The following is a 26381-nucleotide window of genomic DNA, read 5'->3' on the forward strand; positions in this document are numbered from 1 at the left end:
GGACGTCAGTGCCCCAGTTGTCGGGCGATCCAGTGCAGCACCGGGAACACCAGCGCCCAAAGCAGCGCCAGGCCGACCAGGGTTGGCGCCGTGCCGTAACCGAAACTCACGCCGGCCAATTGGCTGCCCGCGTAATAAGACAACGGCCCGCCGACTGCGCCCAACACGCTGGCGCGCCACCAGGGCTGGGCACTCCAGGCCAGGCAATGGCGTAGCGTGGTGGCGAGCAACGCCCACAGCAGCACCAGCCAAAACGGAATCAGCGGCCCCGGAAAACTGAAGTGAAAGACGCCAAAGGTGCGCAATGCGGTATCCACCACAGTGCCCAGCAGCGTGACGGCGAGGATCACCCGGCCTTCCCGCGACCATGAACTTATCCACAGCAGGTGGATGGCCAGCACTGCACCGACCACCAGCAACCATCCGCTGTCGCCCCCCAGCACACAGGCAAACCAGCCGCACTGGAACAGTACGGCGTTCGCCAGCGATTTAAGCACTGAAGCGCCCGAGCAAGGGTGGGTTGATTGCCGCAGGTTTTGCCAGCAGCAACTGCGCGGTGCCTATCGTACGTTCCATGAACCCACCTTCGCAGTAGCACAAATAGAATTCCCACAAGCGCAGGAAGTATTCATCGTAGCCCAACTCGGCGAGTCGGCCATGGGCGCGGCGGAAGTTCTCATGCCACAGGCGCAGGGTTTTTGCGTAGTGCAGGCCGAAGTCTTCCATGTGCAGCAGGTTCATGTCGGTGTCGCGGCTGACGATGTGCAGCATGTTTTGCACGCAGGGCAGGGCGCCGCCGGGGAAAATATAGCGCTGGATGAAATCGACGCTGTTCTTGGCCTGCTCAAAACGCTGCTCGCGAATGGTGATGGCTTGCAGCAGCATCAGGCCGTCGCTCTTGAGCAAATGCGCGCACTGCTTGAAGTAGGTCGGCAGGAAGCGATGGCCCACCGCTTCGATCATCTCGATGGACACCAACTTGTCGTATTGACCGGTCAGGTCGCGGTAGTCCTGCAACAACAGGGTCACCTGGTCCTGCAGTCCCAGGGCCTCGATGCGCTTTTGGGTGTAGGCAAACTGCTCTTTGGACAAGGTGGTGGTGGTGACTTTGCAGCCATAGTGCTGCGCTGCGTACAGCGCCATGCTGCCCCAGCCGGTGCCGATTTCGAGCAGATGGTCGGTGGGCTTGAGTGCAAGCTTTTGGCAGATGCGCTCCAGCTTGTTCAATTGCGCCTGTTCCAGGGTGTCATCGGGCGTCAGAAATTGCGCCGCCGAGTACATCATGGTCGGGTCGAGGAATTCTTCGAACAGGTCGTTGCCCAGGTCATAGTGGGCGGCGATGTTTTTCTGCGAGCCCTTGCGCGTATTGCGGTTGAGCCAGTGCAGGCCTTGAGTGAAGGGGCGTGCCAGGCGCGCCAGGCCACCTTCCATGGCGTCGAGCACCTCAAGGTTGCTGACCATCACGCGCACCACGGCGGTCAAGTCCGGGCTGGTCCAGTAACCGTGGATAAACGCCTCGCCGGCGCCGATCGAGCCGTTGGCCGCCACCAGACCCCACACTGCCGAGTCGAGGATCTGGATTTCCCCCAGCAGGTGCGCTTCGCGGGCGCCGAACACTTGGCGTTCGCCATCCTCGATCACCACCAGTTGGCCGTGGCGCAGTTGGCTGAGTTGGCGCAGCACGGCCTTGCGCAGCAATGCGCTGGTCATGCTGTTGACGTTCAGGCGATTGGTCTTGACCGATAAGCTAGGGGATTTCATGGCGGCGATCCTTGGTATACCCGACTGCGGTGCGAGAGGCGCCATCGGCGGCCTGATGGGAAAAAATCGGTGTGCGTTTGAGCAACAGGCGCATGGCCTGCCAGTAAATTGCCAGGCACGTCTTGGCGGTCATCCACGGGAAGCGCCACAGGTAGCGATGCAGGCTGGCGCGGTTCAACGCCTCCTTGTGCAGGCTCAGCGTGGCGTCGAAAACCTTCAGCTCACCTTGCCAGTCGGCCATGTGCACGCCGAGCTTGGCGGCGGGCGGGCTGAAACTCATGCGGTATTCCAGGTCGCGCGGCAAAAACGGCGACACATGGAAGGCCTTGGCCACGGCGAAGTGCTGATGCTCATCGGCGCCGAGCGCCTGGGCCGGCAGCACGTAGTGATAACGCTCGCGCCATGGGGTGTTGGTCACTTCACACAGGATCGCGGCCAGTTGCCCATCGGCCTCGAAGCAGTAGAAGAAACTCACCGGGTTAAAAGCCAGGCCCCAACTGCGAGCCTGGGTCAGTAGGCAGATAACGCCCTGGGGCTCGCGCCCCAGTGCCTTGCCAACTTCCTGGCGCACGGCATCGCTCAAGCTCATGCCGTGGCGCGTGAATTCACGCAGGTAATCCTGCTGGCGAAAGCCGAAGGGCGCCAGGCGGCCGGCGCCGGCCAGGGGCGACAGCCCGAGCACTTCGTCCTGTTCGCTTAAATCCAGGTACAGCAGGCCGATGCGGTAGCGAAAGGCGTGAGCCTTGGGCGCAAACCGGCGATGGGCGATCCAGCCGCTGTACAGGGCGCTGTTCACAGGGTTTCTCCAAAGGCTTGAGCCACGCGCAATCCGCTGACCACGCCGTCTTCGTGGAAACCATTGGCCCAGTAGGCGCCGCAAAAAAAGGTGTTGCGCGTGCCCGCCAATTCTTCCCAGCGCGCTTGGGCCGCGACCGCCGCGAGGCTGTATTGCGGGTGCGCGTAGGTGAAGCGCGCGAGGATCTTCAGCGGGTTGATCATTGGCGTCTGGTTAAGGCTGACGCAAAAGGTGGTGGCGCTGTCGATGCCTTGCAGAATGTTCATGTCGTAAGTGACGGCGGCCTGGGTTTGGGTATCGCCGGTCAGCCGATAATTCCAGCTGGCCCAGGCGAGCTTGCGGTCCGGCAGCAGGCGCGTGTCGGTGTGCAGCACCACATCGTTGTCGGCGTAAGGCAGCGCGCCGAGGATTTCCTGTTCAGCCGTGCTGGGGTCGGCCAGCAAGGCCAGGGCCTGGTCGCTGTGGCAGGCCAGCACGACCCGGTCAAAGGTCTCGCTGCCGGCGGCGCTGTGGATCACAACGCCGTCGTCGGTACGCTCGACGTTATGCACCGGGCAATTAAGGCGCACCTGTTCGCTAAAGCTGCGCGTCAGCGGTTCGATGTAGCTGCTCGACCCGCCCTCGATTACGCACCACTGCGGCCGGTTGTTCACCGAGAGCAAACCGTGGTTCTTGAAAAAGCGCACAAAGAACTGCAACGGAAAGCCGAGCATGTCAGCCAGGGACATCGACCAGATCGCCGCGCCCATCGGCACGATGTAATGGCGGATAAAGCGTGGGCCGTAGCCGCCGGCTTCGAGGTAATCGCCCAGGGTCATCTCGGCGCTGATGCGCTGTTCCTGCAGGTCCAGCGGTGCCTGGCGATTGAAGCGCAGAATGTCGCGCAACATGCCCCAGAACCCTGGCGACAGGATATTGCGGCGTTGGGCAAACAGGCTGTTGAGGTTGTTGCCGTTGTACTCGAATCCGGCGCTTTGGTCGCACACCGAAAAACTCATTTCGGTGGGTTTGAAGGTGACGCCAATCTGCCCCAGCAAGCGAATGAAGTTGGGGTAGGTCCAGTCGTTGAACACGATAAACCCGGTGTCCACCGCGTAGCGTTTACCCTCAACCGTGACGTCGACCGTGTGGGTATGCCCGCCGATGCGCTCGCCCGCTTCGAACACCGTGATGTCGTGGCGACGGCTGAGCAGGTAAGCGCTGGTCAGCCCGGCGATGCCGCTGCCGATAATGGCGATCTTCACAGGTCGTCCTTCTTCGGTGGCGGGCTGCGCAACATGCGTTTACCGATGATCAGTTGCGCACGGTTGGGCAGCTTCGACAGCGGCCACAAAGTGGCGATAAACATGGCGGGAAAGGCAATTTCCAGCGGACGTTTTGCCAGCTTGGCGAAGATGTGCCGCGCGGCCTTGTCGGCGGACCAGCTCAGGGGCATCGGGAAGTCGTTGCGTTCGGTCAGCGGGGTGTCGACAAAGCCCGGGCTGATCACCGTGACGTCAATGTTCTCCGGCGACAGGCTGATGCGCAGGGATTCGAACAGGTAGCGCAGCCCGGCCTTGGACGCACCATAGGCTTCGGCGCGGGGCATGGGCAGGTAGGTGACAGCGCTGGCCACGCCGACCAGGTGCGGGGAATGCCCGGCGCGCAACAGCGGCAGCGCAGCTTCGATGCAATAGCTGCTGGCCAGCAAGTTGGTGCGCACCACGTACTCGACAATCGATGCATCAAATTGCTTGGCATCGACATATTCACAGGTGCCAGCGTTGAGAATCACCGTATCGACGGAGCCCCAGACCACGCCGATGTGCTCGCCGATCTCACGCACGGTCTGGCTGTTGGTCAGGTCGCCAGCCACCACCAGCACTTGGCCTGGATAACGTTGGGCGAGGGCTTCCAGCGGGCCTTTCGTGCGTGAGCTGAGGGCCACGTGGGCGCCGCTGTTGAGCAGCTCGACGGCCAGCGACGCGCCGATGCCACTGCTGGCGCCGGTCAGCCAATATCGGCGAGGCGGTGTAAGGCTCATCCCATTCTCCTTTTCAGCCAACTGACGACGCGGCCGAGTACTGGCAGGTGTTCGTAGAGCAGAGCGCCTGCATCGAAATAATCCCGGTGCCGGTACACCTTGTCGCGCCACATCAGGTGTGAGCAGCCTTCAACCCGGATCACCTTGCCGCTGTTCAGGCGCGGGTGGCAAAAACTCATCTTCCAGCGCAGGTAGCCTTCGCCTTCGGCCACTTGGTCGAAGCCGTGAAAGTCAAAACGCAGCTGGCTCACATTGCCATACAGCTCGGTGAAGTAGCGGTGCAGCGCCGTCAGCCCGTGCACTTCATGCAGCGGGTCGGTGAAGGCGATGTCCTTGCTGTAGAGGCTGTCGAGCAGGTGCAGGTTGTGCTTGTCCAGCGTCGCAAAGGCCTGGGCGAACCGGTGCAGGAAGTCACTCATGTTCGGCAACTCCCTGGCGCGAGGGCAGGCCGCGGAAGGCAGCCAGGGCGCGCTCGCGGGACTTTTTCAGGTCGACGATAGCGCGTGGGTAGTCGGCCACGCCAAACAGGCCGCCGACCGCCTCGGGGTTGTGCACTTCCTTCTTGTTCAGCGCCGCCAGTTCCGGCAGCCAGTGCTTGATGAACACGCCTTCGCTGTCGAATTTTTCCGACTGGCTCAGCGGGCTGAAAATCCGGAAATACGGCGCCGAGTCGGTGCCGGTGGAGGAGCTCCACTGCCAGCCGCCGTTGTTGGCGGCCAGGTCGCCGTCGATCAGGTGGCGCATGAAGAAGCGCTCGCCTTCGCGCCAGTCGATCAGCAGGTTCTTGGTCAGGAACATCGCGACCACCATGCGCAGGCGATTATGCATCCAGCCGGTTTCGAGCAACTGGCGCATGGCGGCGTCGATGATCGGCAAGCCGGTGCGCGCTTGCTGCCAGGCGGCTAGATCCTTGGGCGCATCGCGCCAGGCCACCGCTTCGGTCTCGGGACGGAAAGCGCGGTGGCGCGACACTCGTGGATAGCCGACCAGAATATGCTTGTAGAACTCGCGCCAGAGCAGCTCGTTGATCCACGTGATCGCGCCGATATCGCCACTTTCAAACTCGCCCTGGTTGGTTTGCAAGGCGGCATGCAGGCACTGGCGGGGCGAGACTACGCCGGCGGCAAGGTAGGCGGACAGTTGGCTGGTGCCGGGTTTGGCCGGGAAGTCGCGCTCATCTTTGTAGTAGCTGATTTGTTGATCAGCGAAAGCGTCGAGACGGCGGCGTGCTTCGTCTTCACCGGCCGGCCAGAGCGCGCGCAAAGCTTCGCTGGGCGGCTCGAACCCTTCGACCTGTGCAGGTATCGGATCGCTTTTCAGCTTGATCGGCGCCTGGGCGTTGGGTGTCGCCACCACGCGGGGAAGGGCGCTGTGCAGGCGGCTGTAGCAGACTTTGCGGAACTGGCTGAAGACCTGAAAGTACGTGCCGGTTTTGGTCAGCACGCTGCCGGGCTGGAAGAACAATTGGTCCAGGTAGCTGTGGAACATCACGCCCTGGGTTTCCAGAGCCTGGGCCACGGCGGCATCGCGGCGGGTTTCGTGGATGCCGTATTCCTCATTGACGTGGACCGACTCGACCGACAGCTCCCGACACAGCGTGCCCAGTACGGCGGGCGCCTGGTCCCAGGTCGCGGTGGTGCGGATCAGCAGGGGAATGTTCAGCTCGCCGAGCGCCTGGCTCAAGTGCTGCAGGTTGCGCAGCCAGAAGTCGACTTTGCACGGCGCGTCATCGTGGGCCAGCCACTGTTCGGGAGTGATCAGGTACACGGCCGCAACCGGGCCTCGCTGGCAGGCGGCGGCCAGGGCGGTGTTGTCGTGTACGCGCAAGTCGGTGCGCAGCCAGATCAAATGCATTTAAAGAAGTCCACGCTGGATCAGAATCAAGTGGGCCGACAACGGGTCTTCGGCCACGAACAATTCAGGGGTTTCACGGGTTAATACGGCCAACTCGGCCTGGTGGATGCATACCGTTGGTCCGGCAATCAGCGTCGGGCAATCGACGCCGCCCAGCAGTTTGGTGAGCGTCGACACCTGCAGGGCCTTGCTCGAATACAGCAGCACGGCCCGCGGTTGCAGGTGCTCCACCGCTAACGCCAACTCACCGACCGGCAACGGCCAATCGAAGACTTCCACTGGGCAATCGGCGCTGCTGGCCAGCCAGGCGCTGAGCCACACGTGCGGCTCCAGCGGCAAGTCCGAGTGGTTGACCAGCAGCAGCGGGGCGCCTTGCAGCTGGCGATTGTTGTGATAGATGCGCGCACCGAACTTGCTGCGCAGCCATGACAGGAAAAATACCCGCTCCATTTGCGCGCCGAACTGGCCTTGCCAGCGTTGTTCGAGTTCCTGGAGCAGCGGCAGCAGCAACTGCTCGCACAGGGTACGAGGCGGGTACAACGCCATGGCTTGGTTGAACGCATCGTCGACCCGGCGCTCGGCCAACGCGCTGATGGCGTTCACCAGGTTCTGGCGCAGGGCGTGCCATTCGTTTTCGACGGTGTCGGGGCTGGCTTGGGCCGAGTCGATCAAGCCTTTGACCTGGCTGACCGGCACGCCGCGGTTGAGCCAGGTCAGGATGGTGTGGATGCGTTGCACGTGTTCGGCGCTGAACAGCCGGTGGCCCTTGGGCGTGCGCTGGGGCACGATCAGGCCGTAGCGGCGTTCCCAGGCGCGCAGGGTCACGGCGTTGACGCCGGTCTGGCGCGCCACTTCGCGAATGGGCAGCCAACCGTCCTGGAGGGCTTGGGCGATGTCTTCGCCGGGTTCGTCTTGCAGGTCAGCTTTCATAATGTACTTTTCATGGGTCAGATCGCATTACGCAGGCTGAGGTTTTCAGGGTGCGGTTGCAGGTAGGCCTGCTGCGCGATGTAACGGTCCGGGTGTTGGCGGAAGTGGTGTTTGAGCAGGGTCAATGGCACCACCAGCGGTACGATGCCGGTACGGTACTGGCCGATGACGGTTTGCATTTCCTGCTTGTCGTCGGCGCTGATGGCCTGTTTGAGGTAGCCGCTGATGTGTTGCAGCACATTGGTGTGAGTGCCGCGGGTGGCGCATTTTTTCAGGCCGGTCATCAGTTCGCTGAAATAGCCGGCGGCCAGTTCGTCGAGACGGGTGTCCTTGCCCATGCTGCCCAGCAGGTGGCCGAGGCTTTTGTAATGCGCCGGGCTGTGGGCCATCAGCAGGTATTTGTAGCGCGAGTGAAATGCCAGCAGGCGGTGGCGGGTCAGGCCCTCGGCCAGCAGTTGTTGCCAGCTGGCGTACACGAAGACGCGGGTCAGGAAGTTTTCCCGCAACACCGGGTCATTCAGCCGACCGTCTTCTTCCACCGGCAGGTTGGGGTGGCGTGCGCAGAACGCCTGCGCGTAGATGCCGCGCCCGCCGCCGTCGACAGGTGTGCCGTTTTCACGGTAGACCTTGACCCGTTCCAGGCCACACGACGGCGACTTCTGCATGAAGATGTAGCCACACAGGTCGGTGTGTTCCAGCGCCATCTGCTGGCCGTATTCGTCCAGTGGCTGCGTAACGTTGAGTTCACGGCGCACCGTGCCGACGGCCTGCGGCTGGGCAGGGTCGCCCACCAGGCGGATCGGTTCGCGGGGGATGCTCAGGCCGATTGCAACTTCAGGGCACAGCGGCACGAAGTCGAAGTAGTCAGCGAGCGTCTGGCTGCACAGCAGGGATTGTTTGTGTCCGCCATTGAAGCGCACGTTCTCGCCTAACAGGCACGCGCTGATGGCGATCTTCGGTTTTCCAGTGCTGGACATGTTCAAACCTCTCCGAGATTCCTGTACAAACTCTTGAGTCTGTACAACTAAATCTCATCATAGGTTTGATGCTGTACAAGTCAAATATTTTGTACAAGTATTTTCAGGCGAACTACTTCCAGCCAATTCGCCAGTCTTCGGCATTTTGCAACGTTTGCCAGGCCAAGCGTTCAGCACGGCGAGTCATGACGGCTTGCAGCTCGATTTCCAGCACAGTGCCTTCCTCGTCACGGAACAATTCTGTGACCAAGAAGTGTTTCTCCTTGTTGCGAGGACGAGCTGCTGTCCACTTCGACAGCAGCAGTTTGGCGGGATTGATGCGGTTCATTGCAGGTGCTCGATCAAACGTCGCGCCGCTTCCTGGCCGCTGAGCCAAGCGCCTTCGACCCGGCCGGACAGGCACCAGTCGCCGCACACATACAAGCCCAGGTCAGCATCGGCCAGTACCCCGAATTCATGCGCGCTGGAGGGTCGCGCGTACAGCCAGCGATGCGCCAGGCTGAAAGAAGGCGCGGGCATGGCACTGTGCAGCAGCTCTGCGAAGGCGCCGTGCAGGTGTTCGATCACGGCTTCTTTGGGCAAGTCCAGGTGCGCCTTGCTCCACGCGCTGGTGGCGTGCAGCACCCACGTGTCGAGGGCGGTATCGCGCCCCGGTTTGCTGCGGTTGCGCGCGAGCCAGTCAAGCGGGCTGTCCTGGACGAAACAGCCTTCCATTGGTGTATCCAGAGGTTTATCGAAAGCCAGCGCGATGGCCCAGGTCGGGTCCATTTTCACACCCGCAGCGGCACCCGCCAGCTTCGGTGCTGCGGCGAGCAGCGCGGTGGCCTGGGGCGCCGGCGTGGCAATCACGACGTGACTGAACGGACCGTGATTGCCGCCGTCGGCGTCCAGCAGGTTCCAGTGCTGTTTGCCCTGGAACACTTCGGTGATGCGGCAACCGAATTCCACCGGCAAATCATCCAGCAGCGCACGGGTGATAGCACTCATGCGCGGCGTACCGACCCAGCGGATTTGCTCGTCGGGAGAGGGCGTGAGCTGACCGGACTTGAAGTTGTACAGCTGGGGTTTCCACTGCTCGGCCCAGCCGTTGCTTTGCCAGCGTTGCACTTCGTTGACGAAGCGCCGGTCGCGGGCGGTGAAGTATTGCGCACCCATGTCCAACGCGCCGGCATCGCTGCGCTTGCTGGACATGCGGCCGCCGCTGCCGCGGCTTTTATCGAAGAGTTGTACAGCGTGCCCCGCGTCTCGTAACGCTCGGGCGGCGGAGAGACCGGCGATGCCGGTGCCGATGATCGCGATGGGAACAGTCATGGGAGGCCTCGTTTTACCGTTGGGTACAGACTACGCCGACACCAATAGCTGTACAATATTGTTTTTTGGTATAAGTTTTGGCGTACCTGTTCTTACGGCGTGGCCTATGGTTAAAGCTAAGGCTCAACCAAGAGCCACGCCCGATTGCAATTGATCCCTGCTTATAAAATAGACCAGTGATCGGCGGCGAACGTTACATGAGGAGTGTCCCATGCATATTTTGCTGACCGGCGGTACCGGCTTGATCGGTCGCCAGCTGTGCCAACGCTGGCTTGCCCAAGGGCATCGCTTGACCGTTTGGAGCCGTGAACCGGACACCGTTGCCAAGTGGTGCGGTGCGCAAGTGTTGGCCGTTGGCCGCTTGCAAGACGTGATCGGCAGCGTGGATGCGGTGGTCAATCTGGCCGGCGCGCCCATTGCTGATCGGCCCTGGACCAAAAAGCGCAAGGCCTTGTTGTGGAGCAGCCGCATCAGTCTCACCGAAACGCTATTGGCGTGGATGGAAGGCCAGGCGCAAAAACCGCAGGTGCTGATTTCCGGTTCGGCGGTCGGCTGGTACGGCGACGGCGGCGAGCGCGAATTGACCGAGGCCAGCGGCCCGGTGCAGGACGACTTCCCGAGCCAGCTGTGTATCGCCTGGGAAGAAACGGCCCTGCGCGCCGAAGCCATGGGCATCCGCGTGGTGCTGGTGCGCACCGGCCTCGTGCTGGCGGCGAAGGGCGGCTTTTTGTCGCGGCTGTTGCTGCCGTTCAAGCTGGCGCTGGGCGGGCCGATCGGCGATGGTCGGCAGTGGATGCCGTGGGTTCATATCAAAGATCAAATCGCCCTGATTGATTTTCTTCTGCACAAGGCGGACGCCAGCGGTCCTTATAATGCCTGCGCGCCACACCCGGTGCGCAACCGCGAATTCGCCAAGACCCTGGGCCAGGTGCTGCACCGTCCCGCGTTCATGCCGATGCCGGCGTTTGCATTGAAGGTCGGGCTGGGTGAGTTGTCCGGGTTGTTGCTCGGCGGGCAAAAAGCTGTACCCGAACGGCTGTTGGCGGCCGGTTTCACTTTTCAGTTCACTGAGTTGCACGCGGCCCTGGAAGACTTGTCCAGCCGCCTCTAGAGATAGGATGTTGCATGACGGATCACGCGTTGTTACTGGTCAACCTGGGTTCACCGGCCTCCACTTCGGTGGCCGATGTGCGCAGCTACCTCAATCAGTTCCTGATGGACCCTTACGTGATCGACCTGCCGTGGCCGGTGCGGCGGTTGCTGGTGTCGCTGATCCTGATCAAGCGCCCCGAGCAGTCGGCGCATGCCTACGCGTCGATCTGGTGGGACGAGGGGTCACCGCTGGTAGTCCTGAGTCGGCGTTTGCAGCAGCAAATGACCGCGCAGTGGACGCAGGGCCCGGTGGAGCTGGCGATGCGTTATGGCGAACCGTCGCTTGAAACGACGCTGACGCGCCTGGCCGCCCAGGGGATCAAGAAAGTCACCCTGGCGCCGTTGTACCCGCAGTTTGCCGACAGCACCGTGACCACCGTGATTGAAGAAGCCAAGCGTGTGGTGCGCGACAAAAAGCTCAACGTGCAGTTTTCGATCCTGCAGCCCTTTTACGATCAGCCGGAATACCTCGAGGCACTGGTTGCGAGCGCCCGGCCGTACGTCGAGCAGGATTACGATCATTTGCTCCTGAGTTTTCACGGCCTGCCCGAGCGTCATCTCAAGAAGCTCGACCCCACCGGCGCGCATTGTTTCAAGGATGCAAACTGCTGCCAGAACGCGTCGCCCGAGGTGCTTGCCACCTGCTATCGCGCGCAATGCTTCAGCGTTGCACGGGAATTTGCCGCGCGCATGGGCCTGCCGGATGGCAAGTGGTCGGTGGCATTCCAGTCGCGCCTGGGCCGGGCAAAATGGATCGAACCCTACACCGAAGCCCGCCTGGAAGCCCTGGCCCAGCAAGGCGTGAAAAAGCTGCTGGTGATGTGCCCGGCGTTTGTTGCCGATTGCATTGAGACGCTGGAAGAGATTGGGGATCGTGGGTTGGAGCAGTTCCGCGAAGCAGGCGGCGAGGAGTTGGTGTTGGTGCCGTGCCTCAATGATGACCCGCAGTGGGCTGCGGCGCTGAACACGTTGTGTGAAAGAGCGCCGCTGGCACTCTAACCCGTTTGTCGAAACGATGGAGATCAACTGTGGGAGCGGGCTTGCCCGCGAATGCGCATTGTCAGTCAACGACTGTATTGACTGTGCCAACGCCTTCGCGAGCGAGCCCGCTCCCACAGTGTTTTTTAGGGCTTATTCGTGATGCGGCTCACCCAGGAACGTCAGCGAACTGAACAGCCCGCGCGTCGCCACATCGGCATTGTCCTTGAGCGGGATCTCCACCTGCGCCGCGATCACATTCAACCCTTCGTTACGCACCAGCACCTGGGCGCGACCGTCTTTGTCGGTCTCGGTGCTCAAGGTGTTCGGTGCATTGCGGTAGTCGCCCACCAGCTTGATCCCCGCCGCAGGCTTGCCATCCAATAGCACCCGTACCGGCAGTGACCGGCCAGGTCCTACAGTCAGCGGGTCCACTTCAGGCAGGATCAGCAGCTTGATCTGATCCAGCTTCGGCAACTTTGCCCCCGGCTGATAAATCGCCAGGCTGTATTTGAAGGTCTGGGTCGATGCAATCGCTCCCGGCACATGGCTGCGGCCCTGGTTGATCCACTTCTTGTCCGGCGTCTGCGACCACATGCCGTTATCCAACGCCACGGCTAAAACGGCGGGCGATTTGAGCGGCTTGAGGCGCGCGTGGTCGGCAAGGCGTTCTACGGTGACCGGAATCATCTTGGCGCTGGCGTCATACGCCCAGGCGCCGCTGATTTTCTCGGCCTTGAAGGCGTTGTCCTCGGCGCCGTGGCCGTAGATCACTTCGATATTGCCGCGCCGCTGTTCGGTCCACAGGCCGTGGGCAGAAACTTGGCTGGCACACAGCAGGCCGAGCACGGCCAGGGATTTTAAGGCTTGCATGGGAGCGTCCTTTTACAGGTTGAGGGTCAGGCTGACGGTGACGTTGCGCGGCTCACCGGGCGTGACCCAGTAGTTGCTGTAGGAGCGCTCGTAGTACTTTTCGTCGAATAGGTTGTTGAGGTTCAGGCCCACGGTGACGCTGTCGCTGGCTTTGTAATGCGCCAGCAGGTCGACGGTGTGGTAAGCAGGCAGTTCGAAACGGCTGCCAGCCTCGCCGGAGCGGTCACCGACGTAGGTGAACGCTGCGCCCAGGTCCGAGCCGCGTAACACGCCATTCTGGAATTCATACACGCCCAGCAGGCTGGCGCTGCGCTTGGCCACGCCGAGAATTCGGCTGCCGGTAGGGATGGCTTTGTCACCCTTGGTCACTTCGGCGTCGATGTAGGCGAAGGCGCCGATGACGCGTACGGCGTCGGTCACTTGCCCACTCAGTTGCAGGTCAACACCCTGGCTGCGCGCCTTGCCCATGGCGCGCTGGGTATCGGTGGCGGGGTCGAGGGCGAGGACATTTTTCTTTTCAATGTGGAAGGCGGCGAGGGTGGTGCTCAGGCGATCGTCGAACAGCTCGCTCTTGAGCCCAATTTCTTAACCGACGCCTTCTTCTGGCTCGAAGGATTTACCGCCGGCATCCAGGCCGTTGTTCGGTTTGAACGACGTTGACGCGTTGGCGAACACGCCGACTTGCGGCGTGAGCTGGTAGAGCAAGCCGGCGCGCGGGGTCAGGGCATCATGGGTTTGCCGGCTCTTGGCGTGGTTGCGGGTGAAGTCATCGGTGCTTTGTTCGACGTGTTCGAAGCGCGCACCGAGCATGCCGCGCAGGCGGTCGGTGAAGACGATCTGGTCCTGCAGGTTCAGTGCCTGGCTCTTCACCTGTTCGAAGACGTCGGTGCCGGAGCGCGCGCCGTTGGGTTTGGCCTGGCCATAGATCGGTTTATAGATGTCGATGGGGTAGAGGCTGCCGGCAATCGCCGTCACGCGTTCTTTTTTGCGGTAATCCTCGTATTCGCTGCCGATCAGCAGTTCATGCTGCCAACTGCCGATGTCGAACAGGCCGCGCAGTTCGAGCTGGGTAATGCTGTCATGCCAACCGGTGGAGCGTTCGCGATAGCGGCGGTTGACGGTGTGGCCGTCGGCATTCAGCGCGCGGCTTTCCGAGGCGTCGCCCCACAGGCTGCCCTGTTTGTAGTGGCTGGCGAGGCGCACTTGCCAGGCGTCGTTGAGGTGGTGTTCCACGGCGGCCTGGAGGCGGTTGTTGTGGTTGCGGATGTTGCCGTCGTTGGGCTCGCCGAGGAAGGTCGAGCGGGACATGCCATGGGGCGCAACGATGCCACGGTCGAAGGTTGAGCTGTGGCGCACGAACTCGCTTTCCACAAGCAGGCGGGTGTCCGGGTCCAATTGCCAGCTGAAAGATGGCGCGACGAATACGCGCTTGGCGTCAACGTGATCGCGAAAGCTGTGATTGTCTTCCACCGCCAGGTTCACGCGCGACAGCATGCGGCCGTCGCTGTCCAGTGGCGTGTTCACATCAAGGGCTGTGCGGTAGCGGTCCCAGCTGCCGGCACTGGTTTGCACGGTGGTGAAGGCTTGCGGTTGGGGTTTTTTGCTGACGATGTTGACGGTACCGCCGGGATCGCCACGCCCGTAGAGGCTGGCGGCAGGGCCTTTGAGCACTTCAATGCGCTCGATATTGGCCGCGTCTGGCGTGCTCGGGTAGCCACGGTTGGCGCTGAAACCATCCTGGTAGAACTGCGAAGTAGTGAAGCCGCGCACGCTGTACTCGTAAAGCGTCAGGCCGCCGAAGTTGTTTTGCCTGGACACGCCGCCGGCAAATTCCAGGGCGCGTTCCACGCTGGTGCTGCCCAAGTCGTTGAGCACCGTGGCGGGAATCACGCTGATCGATTGTGGGATGTCACGCAGGGCCGTGTCAGTTTTGGTCGCGCTGGCAGAGCGGGTGGCGCGATAGCCTTTGACAGGGCCCGTGGCAGATTCATAGGCGTCGCCGGTGACGCTGATGGCGTCCAGTTCGACAGTGTTGTCTTTGATGTAGTTGTCTTCGGCGTAGGCGGGGTCGAGCAGCAATCCCAAGGCCAGACCAGCCAGTGGGGTAAATCTACGAGGCGGCATGATAGAGCGTTCCAATGTCTATATTGAAACAATATAACATGCCTAATGAGAATGGATTTCTTTTGAAATATTAGGTTACAGGAGCCCGCGAACGGGCTCCCAATCCCGTTATTCCTCTTCTTTCACCGGCGCCGGCGGTGGACGCAGGCCGATTTCTGCAAGCAGTTTGATCTCTTTGCCGTTGCGCATTACCTGGATTGCCACCTTGTCGGTCGGCTTGATCCGCGCGACCTGGTTCATCGACTTGCGGCCATCACCGGCCGGTTCGCCATCAATGCTCAGGATCACATCGCCCAGTTGCAGGCCGGCTTTCTGGGCCGGGCCGTCGCGGAAGATCCCGGCGACCACGATGCCAGGGCGTCCGGTCAAACCGAACGACTCAGCCAATTCCTTGGTCAGCGGCTGTACTTCGATGCCCAGCCAGCCACGAATCACCTGGCCGTGCTCGATGATCGACTTCATCACTTCCATGGCCAGCTTCACCGGGATCGCAAAACCGATGCCCTGGGAGCCGCCGGATTTGGAGAAAATCGCCGTATTGATGCCGGTCAGGTTGCCATTGGCATCCACCAAGGCGCCGCCGGAGTTGCCCGGGTTGATCGCCGCGTCGGTCTGGATAAAGTCTTCGTAGCTGTTGAGCCCCAACTGATTACGCCCGGTGGCGCTGATGATGCCCATGGTCACCGTCTGGCCGACGCCAAACGGGTTGCCGATCGCCAGTGCCACGTCACCGACGCGCAGCCCTTCAGAGCGGCCGATGGTGATCGAGGGCAGGCTTTTCAAATCGATCTTCAGCACCGCGAGGTCGGTTTCCGGGTCGCTGCCAACCACACGGGCCAGGGTTTCGCGCCCGTCGCGCAGGGCCACGACGATCTGGTCGGCACCCGTGGTCACGTGGTTGTTGGTGAGGATGTAGCCTTCGGGGCTCATGATCACCCCGGAACCCAGGCTGGATTCCATGCGGCGCTGCTTGGGGCCGTTGTCGCCGAAATAGCGGCGAAATTGCGGGTCTTCAAACAGCGGATGTGCCGGTTTGTTGATGACCTTGGTGGTGTACAGGTTGACCACGGCGGGCGCGGCGATGACCACAGCGTCCGCATAAGTCACCGGACCTTGCACCACCGAACTGGTTTGCGGAGCCTGTTGCAGGTTCACATCAAGGCTGGGTAGGCCCACCCACTGGGGATAACGCTGAATAATCAGCATCGCGATCAGCACGCCAGCCAACAATGGCCATCCAAAAAAACGCAGTGCCTTGAGCATCAAGTAAGTCCTGACAGGTTGCAGGGGGCGGGAGAGCGCCCATAATGTCGCGCATTATACGAGGCTGCGAGCGCCTCGGAACGGGATATTTAGGAGTCTTTTATGGCCGTCCCCCTTACCACCCTCGTCGAGGAAGCGGACCGCTACCTTGGCAGCGCAAAAATTGCCGATTATTGCCCCAATGGCCTGCAGGTCGAGGGCCGTCCGCAGGTGATGCGCATCGTCAGCGGCGTGACCGCAAGCCAGGCGCTGCTGGATGCCGCGGTCGAAGCCCAGGCCGACCTGGTGCTGGTGCACCACGGTTATTTCTGGAAGGGCGAAAACCCGTGCATCACCGGCATGAAACAGCGCCGCCTGAAAACCCTGCTCAAGCACGACATCAGCCTGCTCGCCTACCACCTGCCGTTGGACCTGCACGCGGACGTGGGCAATAACGTGCAACTCGCCCGCCAGCTGGACATTACCGTCGAAGGCCCGCTGGACCCGAGCAACCCCAAAATCGTCGGCTTGGTCGGTTCCCTCGCCGAGCCCCTGTCGCCTCGCGACTTTGCTCGCCGTGTGCAGGATGTGATGGGCCGTGAGCCGCTGCTGATCGAAGGCAGCGAAATGATCCGCCGCGTCGGTTGGTGCACGGGCGGCGGTCAGGGTTACATCGACGACGCGATTGCCGCTGGCGTCGACTTGTACCTGAGCGGCGAGGCGTCCGAGCAAACCTTTCACAGCGCGCGGGAAAACGACATCAGCTTTATCGCTGCCGGCCACCACGCCACTGAGCGTTATGGCGTGCAGGCGTTGGGCGATTACCTGGCGCGGCGTTTTGCCTTGGAGCATCTGTTCATCGATTGCCCCAACCCGATCTGAGCCTCACAGCAGGCCCCTGTGGGAGCTGGCTTGCCTGCGATAGCATCACCGCCATTTGCCTGACTGACCGAGGTGCCTGTATCGCAGGCAAGCCAGCTCCCACAAAAAGTCCGCTCCCACATTCGACCGAGTTGGGCCAAACCCAGCGGCATATTCATATACCGTTTCGATCTAGCCGGCTCCCTGAATAGAAGAAGGTGCTGTGCTAGCATGCCCCGCTCGAACACGGCCCGCTGGCCGTCCATAAGATCGTTTTTCCGTGAGTAGCCATGGTCGACAAACTGACGCATCTGAAACAGCTGGAGGCGGAAAGCATCCACATCATCCGCGAGGTCGCCGCCGAGTTCGACAACCCGGTGATGCTCTACTCGATCGGTAAAGACTCCGCCGTGATGCTGCACCTGGCGCGCAAGGCCTTCTTTCCGGGCAAGCTGCCGTTCCCGGTGATGCACGTCGACACCCGCTGGAAATTCCAGGAGATGTACAAGTTTCGCGACAAAATGGTCGAAGAGCTTGGCCTGGACCTGATCACCCACGTCAACCCGGACGGCGTGGCGCAGGGCATCAACCCGTTCACCCACGGCAGCGCCAAGCACACCGACATCATGAAAACCGAAGGCCTCAAGCAGGCCCTGGACAAGCATGGTTTCGACGCAGCCTTCGGCGGTGCCCGTCGCGATGAAGAGAAATCCCGCGCCAAAGAGCGCGTGTACTCGTTCCGCGACAGCAAGCACCGCTGGGACCCGAAAAACCAGCGCCCGGAGCTGTGGAACGTCTACAACGGCAACGTCAACAAGGGGGAGTCGATCCGTGTGTTCCCGCTGTCCAACTGGACCGAGCTGGACATCTGGCAGTACATCTACCTGGAAGGCATTCCGATTGTGCCGCTGTACTTCGCCGCCGAGCGCGACGTGATCGAAAAGAACGGCACGTTGATCATGATCGACGACGACCGCATCCTCGAGCACCTGTCCGACGAAGACAAAGCCCGAATCGTCAAAAAGAAAGTACGTTTCCGTACCCTTGGCTGCTACCCGTTGACGGGCGCGGTGGAGTCCGAAGCCGAGACGCTGACGGACATCATTCAGGAAATGCTCCTGACGCGAACTTCCGAGCGCCAGGGCCGTGTCATCGACCACGATGGCGCAGGCTCGATGGAAGATAAAAAACGTCAGGGTTATTTCTAAGGGGCTGTCACCAATGTCGCATCAATCTGATTTGATCAGCGAGGACATCCTCGCCTACCTGGGCCAGCACGAGCGCAAGGAAATGTTGCGCTTCCTGACCTGTGGCAACGTCGACGACGGCAAGAGCACCCTGATCGGGCGCCTGCTGCACGACTCCAAGATGATCTACGAAGATCACCTGGAAGCCATCACCCGCGATTCGAAGAAATCCGGTACCACCGGCGATGACATCGACCTGGCCTTACTGGTCGACGGCCTGCAGGCCGAGCGCGAGCAGGGCATCACCATCGACGTGGCCTACCGCTATTTTTCTACCGCCAAGCGCAAATTCATCATCGCCGACACTCCCGGCCATGAGCAGTACACCCGCAACATGGCCACCGGCGCCTCCACCTGTGACCTGGCGATCATTCTGATCGACGCGCGTTATGGCGTGCAGACTCAGACCCGTCGCCACAGCTTCATCGCCTCGTTGCTGGGCATCAAACATATCGTAGTGGCCATCAACAAGATGGACATCAACGGCTTTGACCAGAGCATCTTCGAGCAGATCAAGGCCGATTACCTGAAGTTTGCCGACGGTATCGCGTTCAAGCCAAGCACCCTGGCCTTCGTGCCGATGTCGGCGCTCAAGGGCGACAACGTGGTGAACAAGAGCGAGCGTTCGCCCTGGTACACCGGCCAGTCGCTGATGGAGATTCTCGAAACCGTCGAGATCGCCAACGACCGCAACTACACCGACCTGCGTTTCCCGGTGCAGTACGTCAACCGTCCGAACCTGAACTTCCGTGGTTTCGCCGGCACCCTGGCCAGCGGCATTGTGCACAAGGGCGACGAAGTCGTGGTGCTGCCGTCGGGCAAGAGCAGCCGCGTCAAATCCATCGTCACCTTCGAGGGTGAGCTGGAGCACGCAGGCCCGGGCCAGGCCGTGACCCTGACCATGGAAGACGAGATCGACATCTCCCGTGGCGACCTGCTGGTGCATGCCGACAACGTGCCGCAAGTGACCGACGCCTTCGACGCCATGCTGGTGTGGATGGCCGAAGAGCCAATGCTGCCGGGTAAGAAATACGACATCAAACGCGCGACCAGCTACGTGCCGGGTTCCATCACCAGCATTGTGCACCGTGTGGACGTGAACACCCTGGCCGAAGGCCCGGCGAGTTCGCTGCAACTGAACGAAATTGGCCGGGTCAAGGTCAGCCTCGACGCCGCCATTGCGCTGGACGGTTACGACAGCAACCGCACCACGGGTGCGTTTATCGTCATTGACCGTTTGACCAACGGCACTGTGGCCGCAGGCATGATTATCGCGCCGCCGGTCAACCATGGCGGTTCGGCGCAACACGGCAGCCTTGCTCATGTCGCCACTGAAGAGCGCGCTCTGCGTTTCGGCCAGCAGCCGGCCACCGTGTTGTTCAGCGGCCTGTCGGGCGCGGGCAAGAGCACCTTGGCCTACGCGGTTGAGCGCAAGCTGTTCGACATGGGCCGTGCGGTGTTTGTACTGGATGGCCAGAACCTGCGTCACGACCTGAACAAAGGGTTGCCGCAGGATCGAATCGGCCGTACTGAAAACTGGCGTCGCGCCGCTCACGTGGCGCGCCAGTTCAACGAAGCCGGTCTGCTGACCCTGGCCGCGTTCGTTGCCCCGGATGCCGAGGGCCGCGAACAGGCCAAGGCGCTGATCGGTGCCGACCGCCTGCTCACCGTGTACGTGCAAGCGTCGCCGCTGGTGTGCGCCGAGCGTGATCCACAAGGCCTGTACGCAGCGGGTGGGGATAACATCCCTGGCGAGTCCTTCCCGTACGATGTGCCATTGAATGCCGACCTGGTCATCGACACTCAGGCTTTGTCGTTGGAAGACAGCGTCAAGCAAGTGCTGGAACTGTTGCGTCAACGCGGCGCGATCTAAACCCTCGCCGCCACAAAAAAGCCCGCCACCGATGACTCGGTGGCGGGCTTTTTCATGGAGTCTTGAAAACAACTCGGTCAACTGTGGGAGCGGGCTTGCTCGCGAACGCGCAGTGTCAGTCAATACATGTGGGGCTGACCCACCGTATTCGCGAGCAAGCCCGCTCCCTCATTTTGATCAGTGGCGCTCTGGGAAGTCTGTGTGCAGTTTGTCCAGCAGCGCATCCTTGTCTTCCCACAGCTGGTTGATCCAGCCCTGAAATGCCAACCGGTACTCCCCATCCTGCTCATAATTCTTGCCGATAAACCCGGCCGGAATCTGCACTTCTTCAAAGTGCACCACCACGTCCTTCACATTCCCGCAGAGCAAATCCCAATAGCCTGGGCGCCCGGCAGGGTAGTGAATAGTCACGTTCACCAGTGACTTCAATTGCTCGCCCATGGCGTCCAGCACAAACGCAATCCCGCCGGCTTTAGGCTTGAGCAGGTAGCGAAATGGAGATTTCTGCTGGGCATGCTTGCCCGGCGTAAAACGTGTGCCTTCGGCAAAGTTGAAAATGCCCACCGGGTTGTCGCGAAATTTCGCACAGGTTTTGCGCGTGGTTTCCAGGTCTTTGCCTTTCTTTTCCGGGTGTTTCTCGAGGTAAGCCTTGGTGTAGCGCTTCATGAACGGAAAGCCCAGCGCCCACCACGCCAGGCCTATCACCGGCACCCAGATCAGTTCCTGCTTGAGGAAGAACTTCAGCGGGCGAATCCGCCGATTGAGCACGTACTGCAACACCATGATGTCCACCCAGCTCTGGTGGTTACTGGTCACCAGGTACGAGTGCTCGTAGTCCAGCCCCTCAAGGCCGGTCAGGTGCCAGCGCGTGCGCCGTACCAGGTTCATCCAGCCTTTGTTATTGGTGACCCAGGCTTCGTGGGTGTGGTTCATCAGCCATTCGCTGAAGCGCTTGGCAAATGGCAGCGCCTTGAACAGCGCGACGATAAACAGAAACGAGCACAGCAAGATCGTGTTCAGCGCCAACAACAAGGACGCGATCACCCCGCGCACGGCGGCAGGTAGAAAATCCAGCATTTAAATATCCATAGGTCGGTTGGCGGCTTGAATCGCAGTCAGGGCGATGGTGTACACGATGTCGTCGACCTGAGCGCCGCGCGGCAGGTCGTTCACCGGTTTGCGCAGGCCTTGCAGCATCGGCCCCAGGCTTACGCAATCGGCGCTGCGTTGCACGGCCTTGTGCGTGGTGTTGCCGGTGTTCAGGTCCGGGAACACAAACACCGTGGCCTTGCCAGCGACCAGGCTGTTGGGCGCCAACTGCCGGGCCACAGTTTCGTTGGCGGCGGCGTCGTACTGCAACGGCCCGTCGATCAGCAGCGAGCTTTGTTGTTCGTGGGCGAGCAGGGTGGCTTCGCGGACTTTCTCCACTTCTTCGCCACTGGCCGAATCGCCGCTGGAATAGCTGATCATCGCCACGCGCGGCGTAATGCCGAACGCGGCGGCCGAGTCGGCGCTTTGCAAGGCGATTTCCGCCAATTCCTCCGCGCTCGGGTGTGGGTTCATCACACAGTCGCCGTAGACCAGCACCTGCTCGGGGAACAGCATGAAGAACACCGACGACACCAGGGTGCAGCCAGGCGCCGTTTTAATCAGCTGCAGGGCAGGGCGGATGGTGTTGGCGGTGGAGTGGATGACGCCGGAGACCAGGCCATCCACTTCGTCCAGCGCGAGCATCATGGTGGCAATCACCACTGTGTCTTCCAGTTGCTGCTCGGCCATCGGCGCGTTGAGGCTCTTGCTCTTGCGCAGCGCGACCATCGGTTCGACATAACGCTGGCGAATCAGGTCCGGGTCGAGAATCTCCAGGCCTTCGGGCAGCTCGATGCCGTGGGCGCGGGCCACCGCTTCCACATCCGCCGGTTTGGCCAGCAGCACGCAACGGGCAATGCCGCGGGCCTGGCAGATGGCGGCAGCTTGCACGGTCAACGGCTCGCTGCCTTCGGGCAACACGATGCGTTTGTTAGCGGCCTGGGCGCGCTGGATCAGCTGATAGCGGAACACGGCCGGCGACAGGCGCATCTCCCGTGGCGTGCCGCAACGCTGGTGCAGCCAGCGTGCATCGAGGTGGCTGGCGACGAAATCGGTGATGATTTCTGCGCGCTCGCGGTCATCAATCGGGATTTCTTTGTTGAGGCTGTTGAGTTGGTTGGCGGTGTCATAGGAACCGGTGCTCACCGACAACACCGGCAGCCCGGCCTGGAACGCGCCCCGGCACAGGTCCATGATGCGAGGGTCGGGCAGGGTGTCGCTGGTCAGCAGCAGGCCGGCCAGCGGCACGCCGTTGATCGCGGCCAGGCTGACGGCGAGGATGATGTCGTCGCGGTCGCCTGGGGTCACCACCAGCACGCCGGGCTTGAGCAGCTCCACGGTGTTACGCATGGTGCGCGCGCAGATGATGATTTTGGTCATGCGCCGGGTTTCGTAGTCGCCGGCGTTGAGGATTTGGGCGCCCATCAGGTCGGCCACGTCGCGGGTGCGCGGCGCGTTGAGTTCGGGCTGGTACGGGATGCAGCCGAGCAGGCGGAAATCGCCGCTGCGCAACAGTGGCGAATGCTCTTTGAGGCGCGCCGAGAACGCTTCCATGCTTTCGTCGGTGCGTACTTTGTTGAGAATCACGCCCAGCACTTTCGGGTCTTTTGGGCCGCCGAACAGTTGCGCCTGCAGCTCCACCCGGCCAGAGAGTTCGGTGAGTACTTCGTTTTCCGGCGCCGAGACCAGGATTACTTCCGCATCCAGGCTCTTGGCCAGGTGCAGATTGACCCGCGCCGCATAGCTGGCGCTGCGGGTTGGCACCATGCCTTCGACGATCAACACGTCCTTGCCCACGGCGGCTTGCTGGTAAAGGGTGATGATTTCTTCCAGCAGCTCGTCCAGCTGGCCGTCGCCGAGCATCCGTTCTACGTGGGCCAGGCCCAGCGGTTGTGGCGGTTTCAGGCCGTGGGTGCGGGCCACCAGCTCGGTGGAGCGCTCGGGGCCGGTGTCGCCCGGGTGAGGTTGGGCAATGGGTTTGAAGAAGCCGACTTTCAGCCCGGCCCGTTCAAGGGTACGCACCAGCCCAAGGCTGATGGAGGTCAGACCCACACCAAAATCGGTGGGCGCGATAAAAAAAGTCTGCATGCGAATTCTCTGGAGGTGCATGGCTTCGGTGGCGCTCTATGGTTGAGCACCTACCGGGAATCAGACGCCAAGGTTATCGTTATTCGAGCGCTTGCGCACACCAGCCACACGCAAAGGGTTGGCCTATTTTTTCAAGGCGTTGCGCAGGATCCAGGACCCAGGCGCGCGACTGCCATGGCGGTTGGTGGCGCAGGTGCTGGGTGTGGCCGCAGGACAGCTCGGCGACCCAGTGCCGGTCGTCATCCTGGTGGAATCCGAGGATGAAGGATGCCGTTGATCGGCCCCGTCTGTCCGGGTTGTGTTCGCTTTCGGGCAAATCCTTGTTTAGACTTGTCCGTTCTTCATTCTTATGCAAAAGGTCTCGCCCCATGACGATCGCCGCTAACAAGGCTGTCTCCATCGACTATACCCTGACCAACGACGCTGGTGAGGTCATCGACAGCTCCGCCGGCGGCGCGCCGCTGGTCTACCTGCAAGGCGCAGGTAACATCATCCCGGGCCTGGAAAAGGCTCTGGAAGGCAAGAACGTCGGTGACGAACTGACCGTCGCCGTAGAACCTGAAGATGCCTACGGCGAATACTCCGCCGAACTGGTCAGCACTTTGAGCCGCAGCATGTTCGAAGGCGTTGACGAGCTGGAAGTGGGCATGCAGTTCCACGCTTCCGCACCGGACGGCCAAATGCAGATCGTCACCATCCGCGATCTGGACGGCGATGACGTGACTGTTGACGGTAACCACCCTCTGGCTGGCCAGCGCCTGAACTTCCAAGTGAAGATCGTTGCCATCCGCGACGCTTCCCAAGAAGAAGTGGCCCACGGCCACGTTCACGGTGAAGGCGGTCATCACCATTGATTGCGGTTTGATCAATAGGTAGCAAAAACGCCCCGACTGGTTCGGGGCGTTTTTTTTGCCTTGAAAATGTACCCCAGTCCAAATGTGGGAGCGGGCTTGCCCGCTCCCACAAGGAGAACTGTGGTGATTCTGCAAGCAAACAAAAATGCCCCGCACCTTTCGGTACGGGGCATTTCTTAACTGTTACGCAACCTGGGCTACGTGGCAGTTTTTACCACTTAGGCTGCTGCAGCGACGTTCAGAGCCTTGATGTGGCCATTCAGGCGGCTCTTATGACGAGCGGCCTTGTTCTTGTGGATGATGCCTTTATCGGCCATACGGTCGATAACTGGCACGGCCAGAACGTAAGCAGCTTGGGCTTTTTCAGCGTCTTTGGTGTCGATGGCTTTAACTACATTCTTGATGTAGGTACGAACCATGGAACGCAGGCTGGCGTTGTGGCTGCGACGCTTCTCAGCCTGTTTTGCACGTTTTTTGGCGGAAGGTGTGTTGGCCACCGTCGAGCTCCTCGAAAGACTTTTTAGGAAATAGCAAACAAAATAGGCCGCGAATCATGCCGATGACTTGATGGGTTGTCAAGGGCGGCTGATGCGAACTGCTGAGTGGTCGATCTGAAGAGGCGGGTGATTTATTTCCGGCGCTTGACCTGTAAACTCGCGAGCTTTGGCTCTGTGCTGTTGCAGGCGCGCAGTATCGCATAAGTGGGCGCTTTGTTCGCCTGCTCTTTATCTATAGGCGCAAACTCTTTCAATGAATCTGCTCAAATCGTTGGCTGCCGTCAGCTCTATCACGATGATCTCCCGGGTTTTGGGGTTCGTGCGTGACACCCTGCTGGCGCGCATTTTTGGCGCCAGCATGGCCACGGATGCGTTCTTTATTGCCTTTAAATTGCCCAACCTGCTGCGACGGATCTTCGCCGAGGGAGCATTTTCCCAGGCGTTCGTGCCAATCCTGGCCGAGTACAAAACCCAGCAGGGCGGAGAAGCCACCCGCACCTTTATCGCGTACGTTTCGGGCCTGCTGACCCTGGTGCTGATGCTGGTCACCATCGCCGGCATGCTTGCCGCGCCCTGGGTGATCTGGGCCACGGCGCCGGGTTTTGCCAATACCCCGGAAAAATTCGCGCTGACCACTGATCTGCTGCGAGTGACCTTTCCTTATATATTGCTGATTTCCCTGTCGTCCCTGGCCGGGGCGATCCTCAACACTTGGAACCGTTTCTCGGTGCCAGCCTTCGTGCCAACGCTGCTGAACGTCAGCATGATTATTTTCGCGCTGTTCCTGACGCCGTACTTCGACCCGCCGGTGATGGCCCTGGGCTGGGCCGTGCTGGCGGGTGGCCTGGCGCAATTGCTGTACCAGCTGCCGCACCTGAAAAAGATCGGCATGCTCGTGCTGCCGCGCCTGAACCTCAAGGACACTGGCGTCTGGCGCGTGATGCGCAATATGTTGCCGGCGATCCTCGGGGTCTCTGTCAGCCAGATTTCGCTGATCATCAATACCGCGTTTGCCTCGCTGCTGGTTTCAGGCTCAGTGTCCTGGATGTACTACGCCGACCGTCTGATGGAGCTGCCGTCCGGCGTGCTCGGCGTGGCCCTGGGCACCATTTTGCTGCCAACCTTGTCGCGCACCTATGCGAGCAAGGACCGCCAGGAGTATTCGCGGATCCTCGATTGGGGCCTGCGCCTGTGTTTTATGCTGGTACTGCCGTGCTCTCTGGCCTTGGGCATCCTGGCCGAACCGCTGACCGTGTCGCTGTTTCAATACGGCCAATTCAGCGCGTTTGATGCCTCGATGACCCAGCGTGCGCTGGTCGCCTACTCCGTTGGGTTGCTCGGCATTATTGTGATCAAGGTGCTGGCGCCGGGGTTCTACGCCCAGCAAAACATCCGCACACCGGTCAAGATCGCAATCTTCACCCTGATCGTCACTCAACTGCTTAACCTGGTATTCATCGGCCCGCTGGCTCACGCCGGCCTGGCCCTGGCCATCAGCGCTGGTGCTTGCATCAATGCCGGCCTGTTGTTTTACCAACTGCGCAAACAACAGATGTATCAGCCTCAACCAGGCTGGGGGATGTTCGCCCTCAAGCTGCTCGTGGCGGTGGCGACCATGTCGGCCGTGTTGCTGGGCCTGATGCACTTTATGCCCGCCTGGGACCAAGGCCATATGCTGGAGCGCTTCATGCGCCTGGGCATTTTGGTGGTTGCCGGCGTGGTGGTGTACTTCGGGATGTTGCTGCTGCAAGGCTTTCGTCTGCGTGATTTCAATCGCAAGTCCCTGGGATAGAGACTTTGCCGCGATAAAACGATTGTTTTATCGATTCGATCCATTTGGCCTGCGCTGTT

24 protein-coding genes and 1 pseudogene are annotated in these 26381 nt (G+C 61.1%); 7 read left to right on the forward strand and 18 right to left on the reverse strand.

The genetic code is table 11. The features are described from left to right. Nucleotides 1-5: 5 nt before the first annotated feature. From AC19YS_RS12105 to AC19YS_RS12155, 11 genes are all read right to left on the reverse strand, one after another. Nucleotides 6-497 (reverse strand): DUF2878 domain-containing protein, encoded by a 492-nt coding sequence (locus AC19YS_RS12105; RefSeq protein WP_500601808.1) that lies wholly within the window; start codon nt 495-497, stop codon nt 6-8. Then, complete coding sequence (locus tag AC19YS_RS12110) at nt 490-1761, reverse strand: class I SAM-dependent methyltransferase (RefSeq protein ID WP_500601810.1); 1272 nt, start codon at nt 1759-1761, stop codon at nt 490-492. The genes AC19YS_RS12105 and AC19YS_RS12110 overlap by 8 nt, the downstream gene beginning before the upstream one ends. Then, on the reverse strand, nt 1748-2557 hold the full coding sequence (locus tag AC19YS_RS12115) for a DUF1365 domain-containing protein (RefSeq protein ID WP_124416390.1): 810 nt from the start codon (nt 2555-2557) through the stop codon (nt 1748-1750). The genes AC19YS_RS12110 and AC19YS_RS12115 overlap by 14 nt, the downstream gene beginning before the upstream one ends. Continuing rightward, entirely contained in the window at nt 2554-3801 is a 1248-nt protein-coding gene (locus AC19YS_RS12120; RefSeq protein ID WP_500601812.1) for an NAD(P)/FAD-dependent oxidoreductase, read from the reverse strand. The genes AC19YS_RS12115 and AC19YS_RS12120 overlap by 4 nt, the downstream gene beginning before the upstream one ends. Continuing rightward, nucleotides 3798-4580 carry an SDR family NAD(P)-dependent oxidoreductase gene (locus AC19YS_RS12125; protein ID WP_106578568.1) on the reverse strand — a complete coding sequence of 261 codons (783 nt, stop codon included), beginning with the start codon at nt 4578-4580 and terminating at the stop codon, nt 3798-3800. Before AC19YS_RS12125 ends, AC19YS_RS12120 begins: the two co-directional genes overlap by 4 nt. Then, nucleotides 4577-4999: a nuclear transport factor 2 family protein gene (locus AC19YS_RS12130; protein WP_119736480.1), complete on the reverse strand. Its 423-nt coding sequence runs from the start codon at nt 4997-4999 to the stop codon at nt 4577-4579. Before AC19YS_RS12130 ends, AC19YS_RS12125 begins: the two co-directional genes overlap by 4 nt. Then, a complete protein-coding gene (phrB, locus tag AC19YS_RS12135; protein WP_500601815.1) occupies nt 4992-6434 on the reverse strand; it encodes a deoxyribodipyrimidine photo-lyase in 1443 nt (480 codons plus the stop codon). Before phrB ends, AC19YS_RS12130 begins: the two co-directional genes overlap by 8 nt. After that, nucleotides 6435-7364: a MerR family transcriptional regulator gene (locus AC19YS_RS12140; protein WP_119736484.1), complete on the reverse strand. Its 930-nt coding sequence runs from the start codon at nt 7362-7364 to the stop codon at nt 6435-6437. Nucleotides 7365-7381: 17 nt separating this feature from the next. Next, on the reverse strand, nt 7382-8341 hold the full coding sequence (locus AC19YS_RS12145) for a YbgA family protein (RefSeq protein WP_500601817.1): 960 nt from the start codon (nt 8339-8341) through the stop codon (nt 7382-7384). Nucleotides 8342-8453: 112 nt separating this feature from the next. Continuing rightward, entirely contained in the window at nt 8454-8669 is a 216-nt protein-coding gene (locus AC19YS_RS12150) for a TIGR02450 family Trp-rich protein (protein WP_106578573.1), read from the reverse strand. Then, nucleotides 8666-9652, reverse strand: a complete 987-nt coding sequence (locus AC19YS_RS12155; protein WP_119736490.1) for an NAD(P)/FAD-dependent oxidoreductase — start codon at nt 9650-9652, stop codon at nt 8666-8668. The genes AC19YS_RS12150 and AC19YS_RS12155 overlap by 4 nt, the downstream gene beginning before the upstream one ends. Before the next feature lie 211 nt (nt 9653-9863). Between AC19YS_RS12155 and AC19YS_RS12160 the strand changes: the two genes are divergently transcribed. Next, nucleotides 9864-10763: a TIGR01777 family oxidoreductase gene (locus tag AC19YS_RS12160; RefSeq protein ID WP_500601819.1), complete on the forward strand. Its 900-nt coding sequence runs from the start codon at nt 9864-9866 to the stop codon at nt 10761-10763. 14 nt (nt 10764-10777) lie between these two features. Then, the gene (gene hemH, locus AC19YS_RS12165; RefSeq protein WP_500601820.1) at nt 10778-11803 is read left to right on the forward strand and encodes a ferrochelatase; all 1026 of its coding nucleotides are present in this window, start codon (nt 10778-10780) and stop codon (nt 11801-11803) included. Between the two features lie 132 nt (nt 11804-11935). On the opposite strand, the gene AC19YS_RS12170 is transcribed toward hemH, so the two are convergent. The 3 genes and pseudogenes from AC19YS_RS12170 to algW all read right to left on the reverse strand — a co-directional run bounded on the left by AC19YS_RS12170 (nt 11936) and on the right by algW (nt 16042). Then, complete coding sequence (locus tag AC19YS_RS12170) at nt 11936-12655, reverse strand: DUF4198 domain-containing protein (RefSeq protein WP_200624339.1); 720 nt, start codon at nt 12653-12655, stop codon at nt 11936-11938. Nucleotides 12656-12667: 12 nt separating this feature from the next. After that, nucleotides 12668-14779, reverse strand: a pseudogene (locus tag AC19YS_RS12175) (TonB-dependent siderophore receptor). A 108-nt stretch (nt 14780-14887) separates the two neighbouring features. Further along, nucleotides 14888-16042, reverse strand: a complete 1155-nt coding sequence (gene algW / locus AC19YS_RS12180; protein ID WP_106578579.1) for a Do family serine endopeptidase AlgW — start codon at nt 16040-16042, stop codon at nt 14888-14890. A 102-nt stretch (nt 16043-16144) separates the two neighbouring features. On the opposite strand from algW, the gene AC19YS_RS12185 reads away from it, so the two are divergent. The 3 genes from AC19YS_RS12185 to cysN all read left to right on the forward strand — a co-directional run bounded on the left by AC19YS_RS12185 (nt 16145) and on the right by cysN (nt 20002). Then, nucleotides 16145-16903 (forward strand): Nif3-like dinuclear metal center hexameric protein, encoded by a 759-nt coding sequence (locus AC19YS_RS12185; RefSeq protein ID WP_119736499.1) that lies wholly within the window; start codon nt 16145-16147, stop codon nt 16901-16903. A 269-nt stretch (nt 16904-17172) separates the two neighbouring features. Further along, the gene (gene cysD, locus AC19YS_RS12190) at nt 17173-18090 is read left to right on the forward strand and encodes a sulfate adenylyltransferase subunit CysD (RefSeq protein ID WP_017137614.1); all 918 of its coding nucleotides are present in this window, start codon (nt 17173-17175) and stop codon (nt 18088-18090) included. Nucleotides 18091-18103: 13 nt separating this feature from the next. After that, nucleotides 18104-20002: a sulfate adenylyltransferase subunit CysN gene (gene cysN / locus AC19YS_RS12195; RefSeq protein ID WP_106578581.1), complete on the forward strand. Its 1899-nt coding sequence runs from the start codon at nt 18104-18106 to the stop codon at nt 20000-20002. A gap of 177 nt (nt 20003-20179) precedes the next feature. Here the strand turns inward: cysN and yihG are convergent, their stop codons facing one another. The 3 genes from yihG to AC19YS_RS12210 form a co-directional block, all read right to left on the reverse strand. Beyond that, complete coding sequence (yihG, locus tag AC19YS_RS12200; protein ID WP_124416398.1) at nt 20180-21079, reverse strand: 1-acylglycerol-3-phosphate O-acyltransferase, YihG family; 900 nt, start codon at nt 21077-21079, stop codon at nt 20180-20182. After that, nucleotides 21080-23179, reverse strand: coding sequence for a phosphate acetyltransferase (pta, locus tag AC19YS_RS12205; RefSeq protein WP_200624341.1), 2100 nt, complete (start codon nt 23177-23179; stop codon nt 21080-21082). A 79-nt stretch (nt 23180-23258) separates the two neighbouring features. Continuing rightward, the gene (locus AC19YS_RS12210; RefSeq protein ID WP_106578584.1) at nt 23259-23549 is read right to left on the reverse strand and encodes a DUF3565 domain-containing protein; all 291 of its coding nucleotides are present in this window, start codon (nt 23547-23549) and stop codon (nt 23259-23261) included. Between AC19YS_RS12210 and AC19YS_RS12215 the strand changes: the two genes are divergently transcribed. Next, the gene (locus tag AC19YS_RS12215) at nt 23548-24033 is read left to right on the forward strand and encodes an FKBP-type peptidyl-prolyl cis-trans isomerase (RefSeq protein ID WP_003188398.1); all 486 of its coding nucleotides are present in this window, start codon (nt 23548-23550) and stop codon (nt 24031-24033) included. The genes AC19YS_RS12210 and AC19YS_RS12215 overlap by 2 nt on opposite strands. A 218-nt stretch (nt 24034-24251) precedes the next feature. On the opposite strand, the gene rpsT is transcribed toward AC19YS_RS12215, so the two are convergent. Beyond that, the gene (gene rpsT / locus AC19YS_RS12220) at nt 24252-24530 is read right to left on the reverse strand and encodes a 30S ribosomal protein S20 (RefSeq protein ID WP_003171647.1); all 279 of its coding nucleotides are present in this window, start codon (nt 24528-24530) and stop codon (nt 24252-24254) included. A gap of 253 nt (nt 24531-24783) precedes the next feature. Between rpsT and murJ the strand changes: the two genes are divergently transcribed. Continuing rightward, nucleotides 24784-26322 (forward strand): murein biosynthesis integral membrane protein MurJ, encoded by a 1539-nt coding sequence (gene murJ / locus AC19YS_RS12225; protein ID WP_200624342.1) that lies wholly within the window; start codon nt 24784-24786, stop codon nt 26320-26322. The last annotated feature ends 59 nt before the right edge of the window (nt 26323-26381 follow it).

The organism is Pseudomonas sp. MF08831 (genome assembly GCF_059862645.1).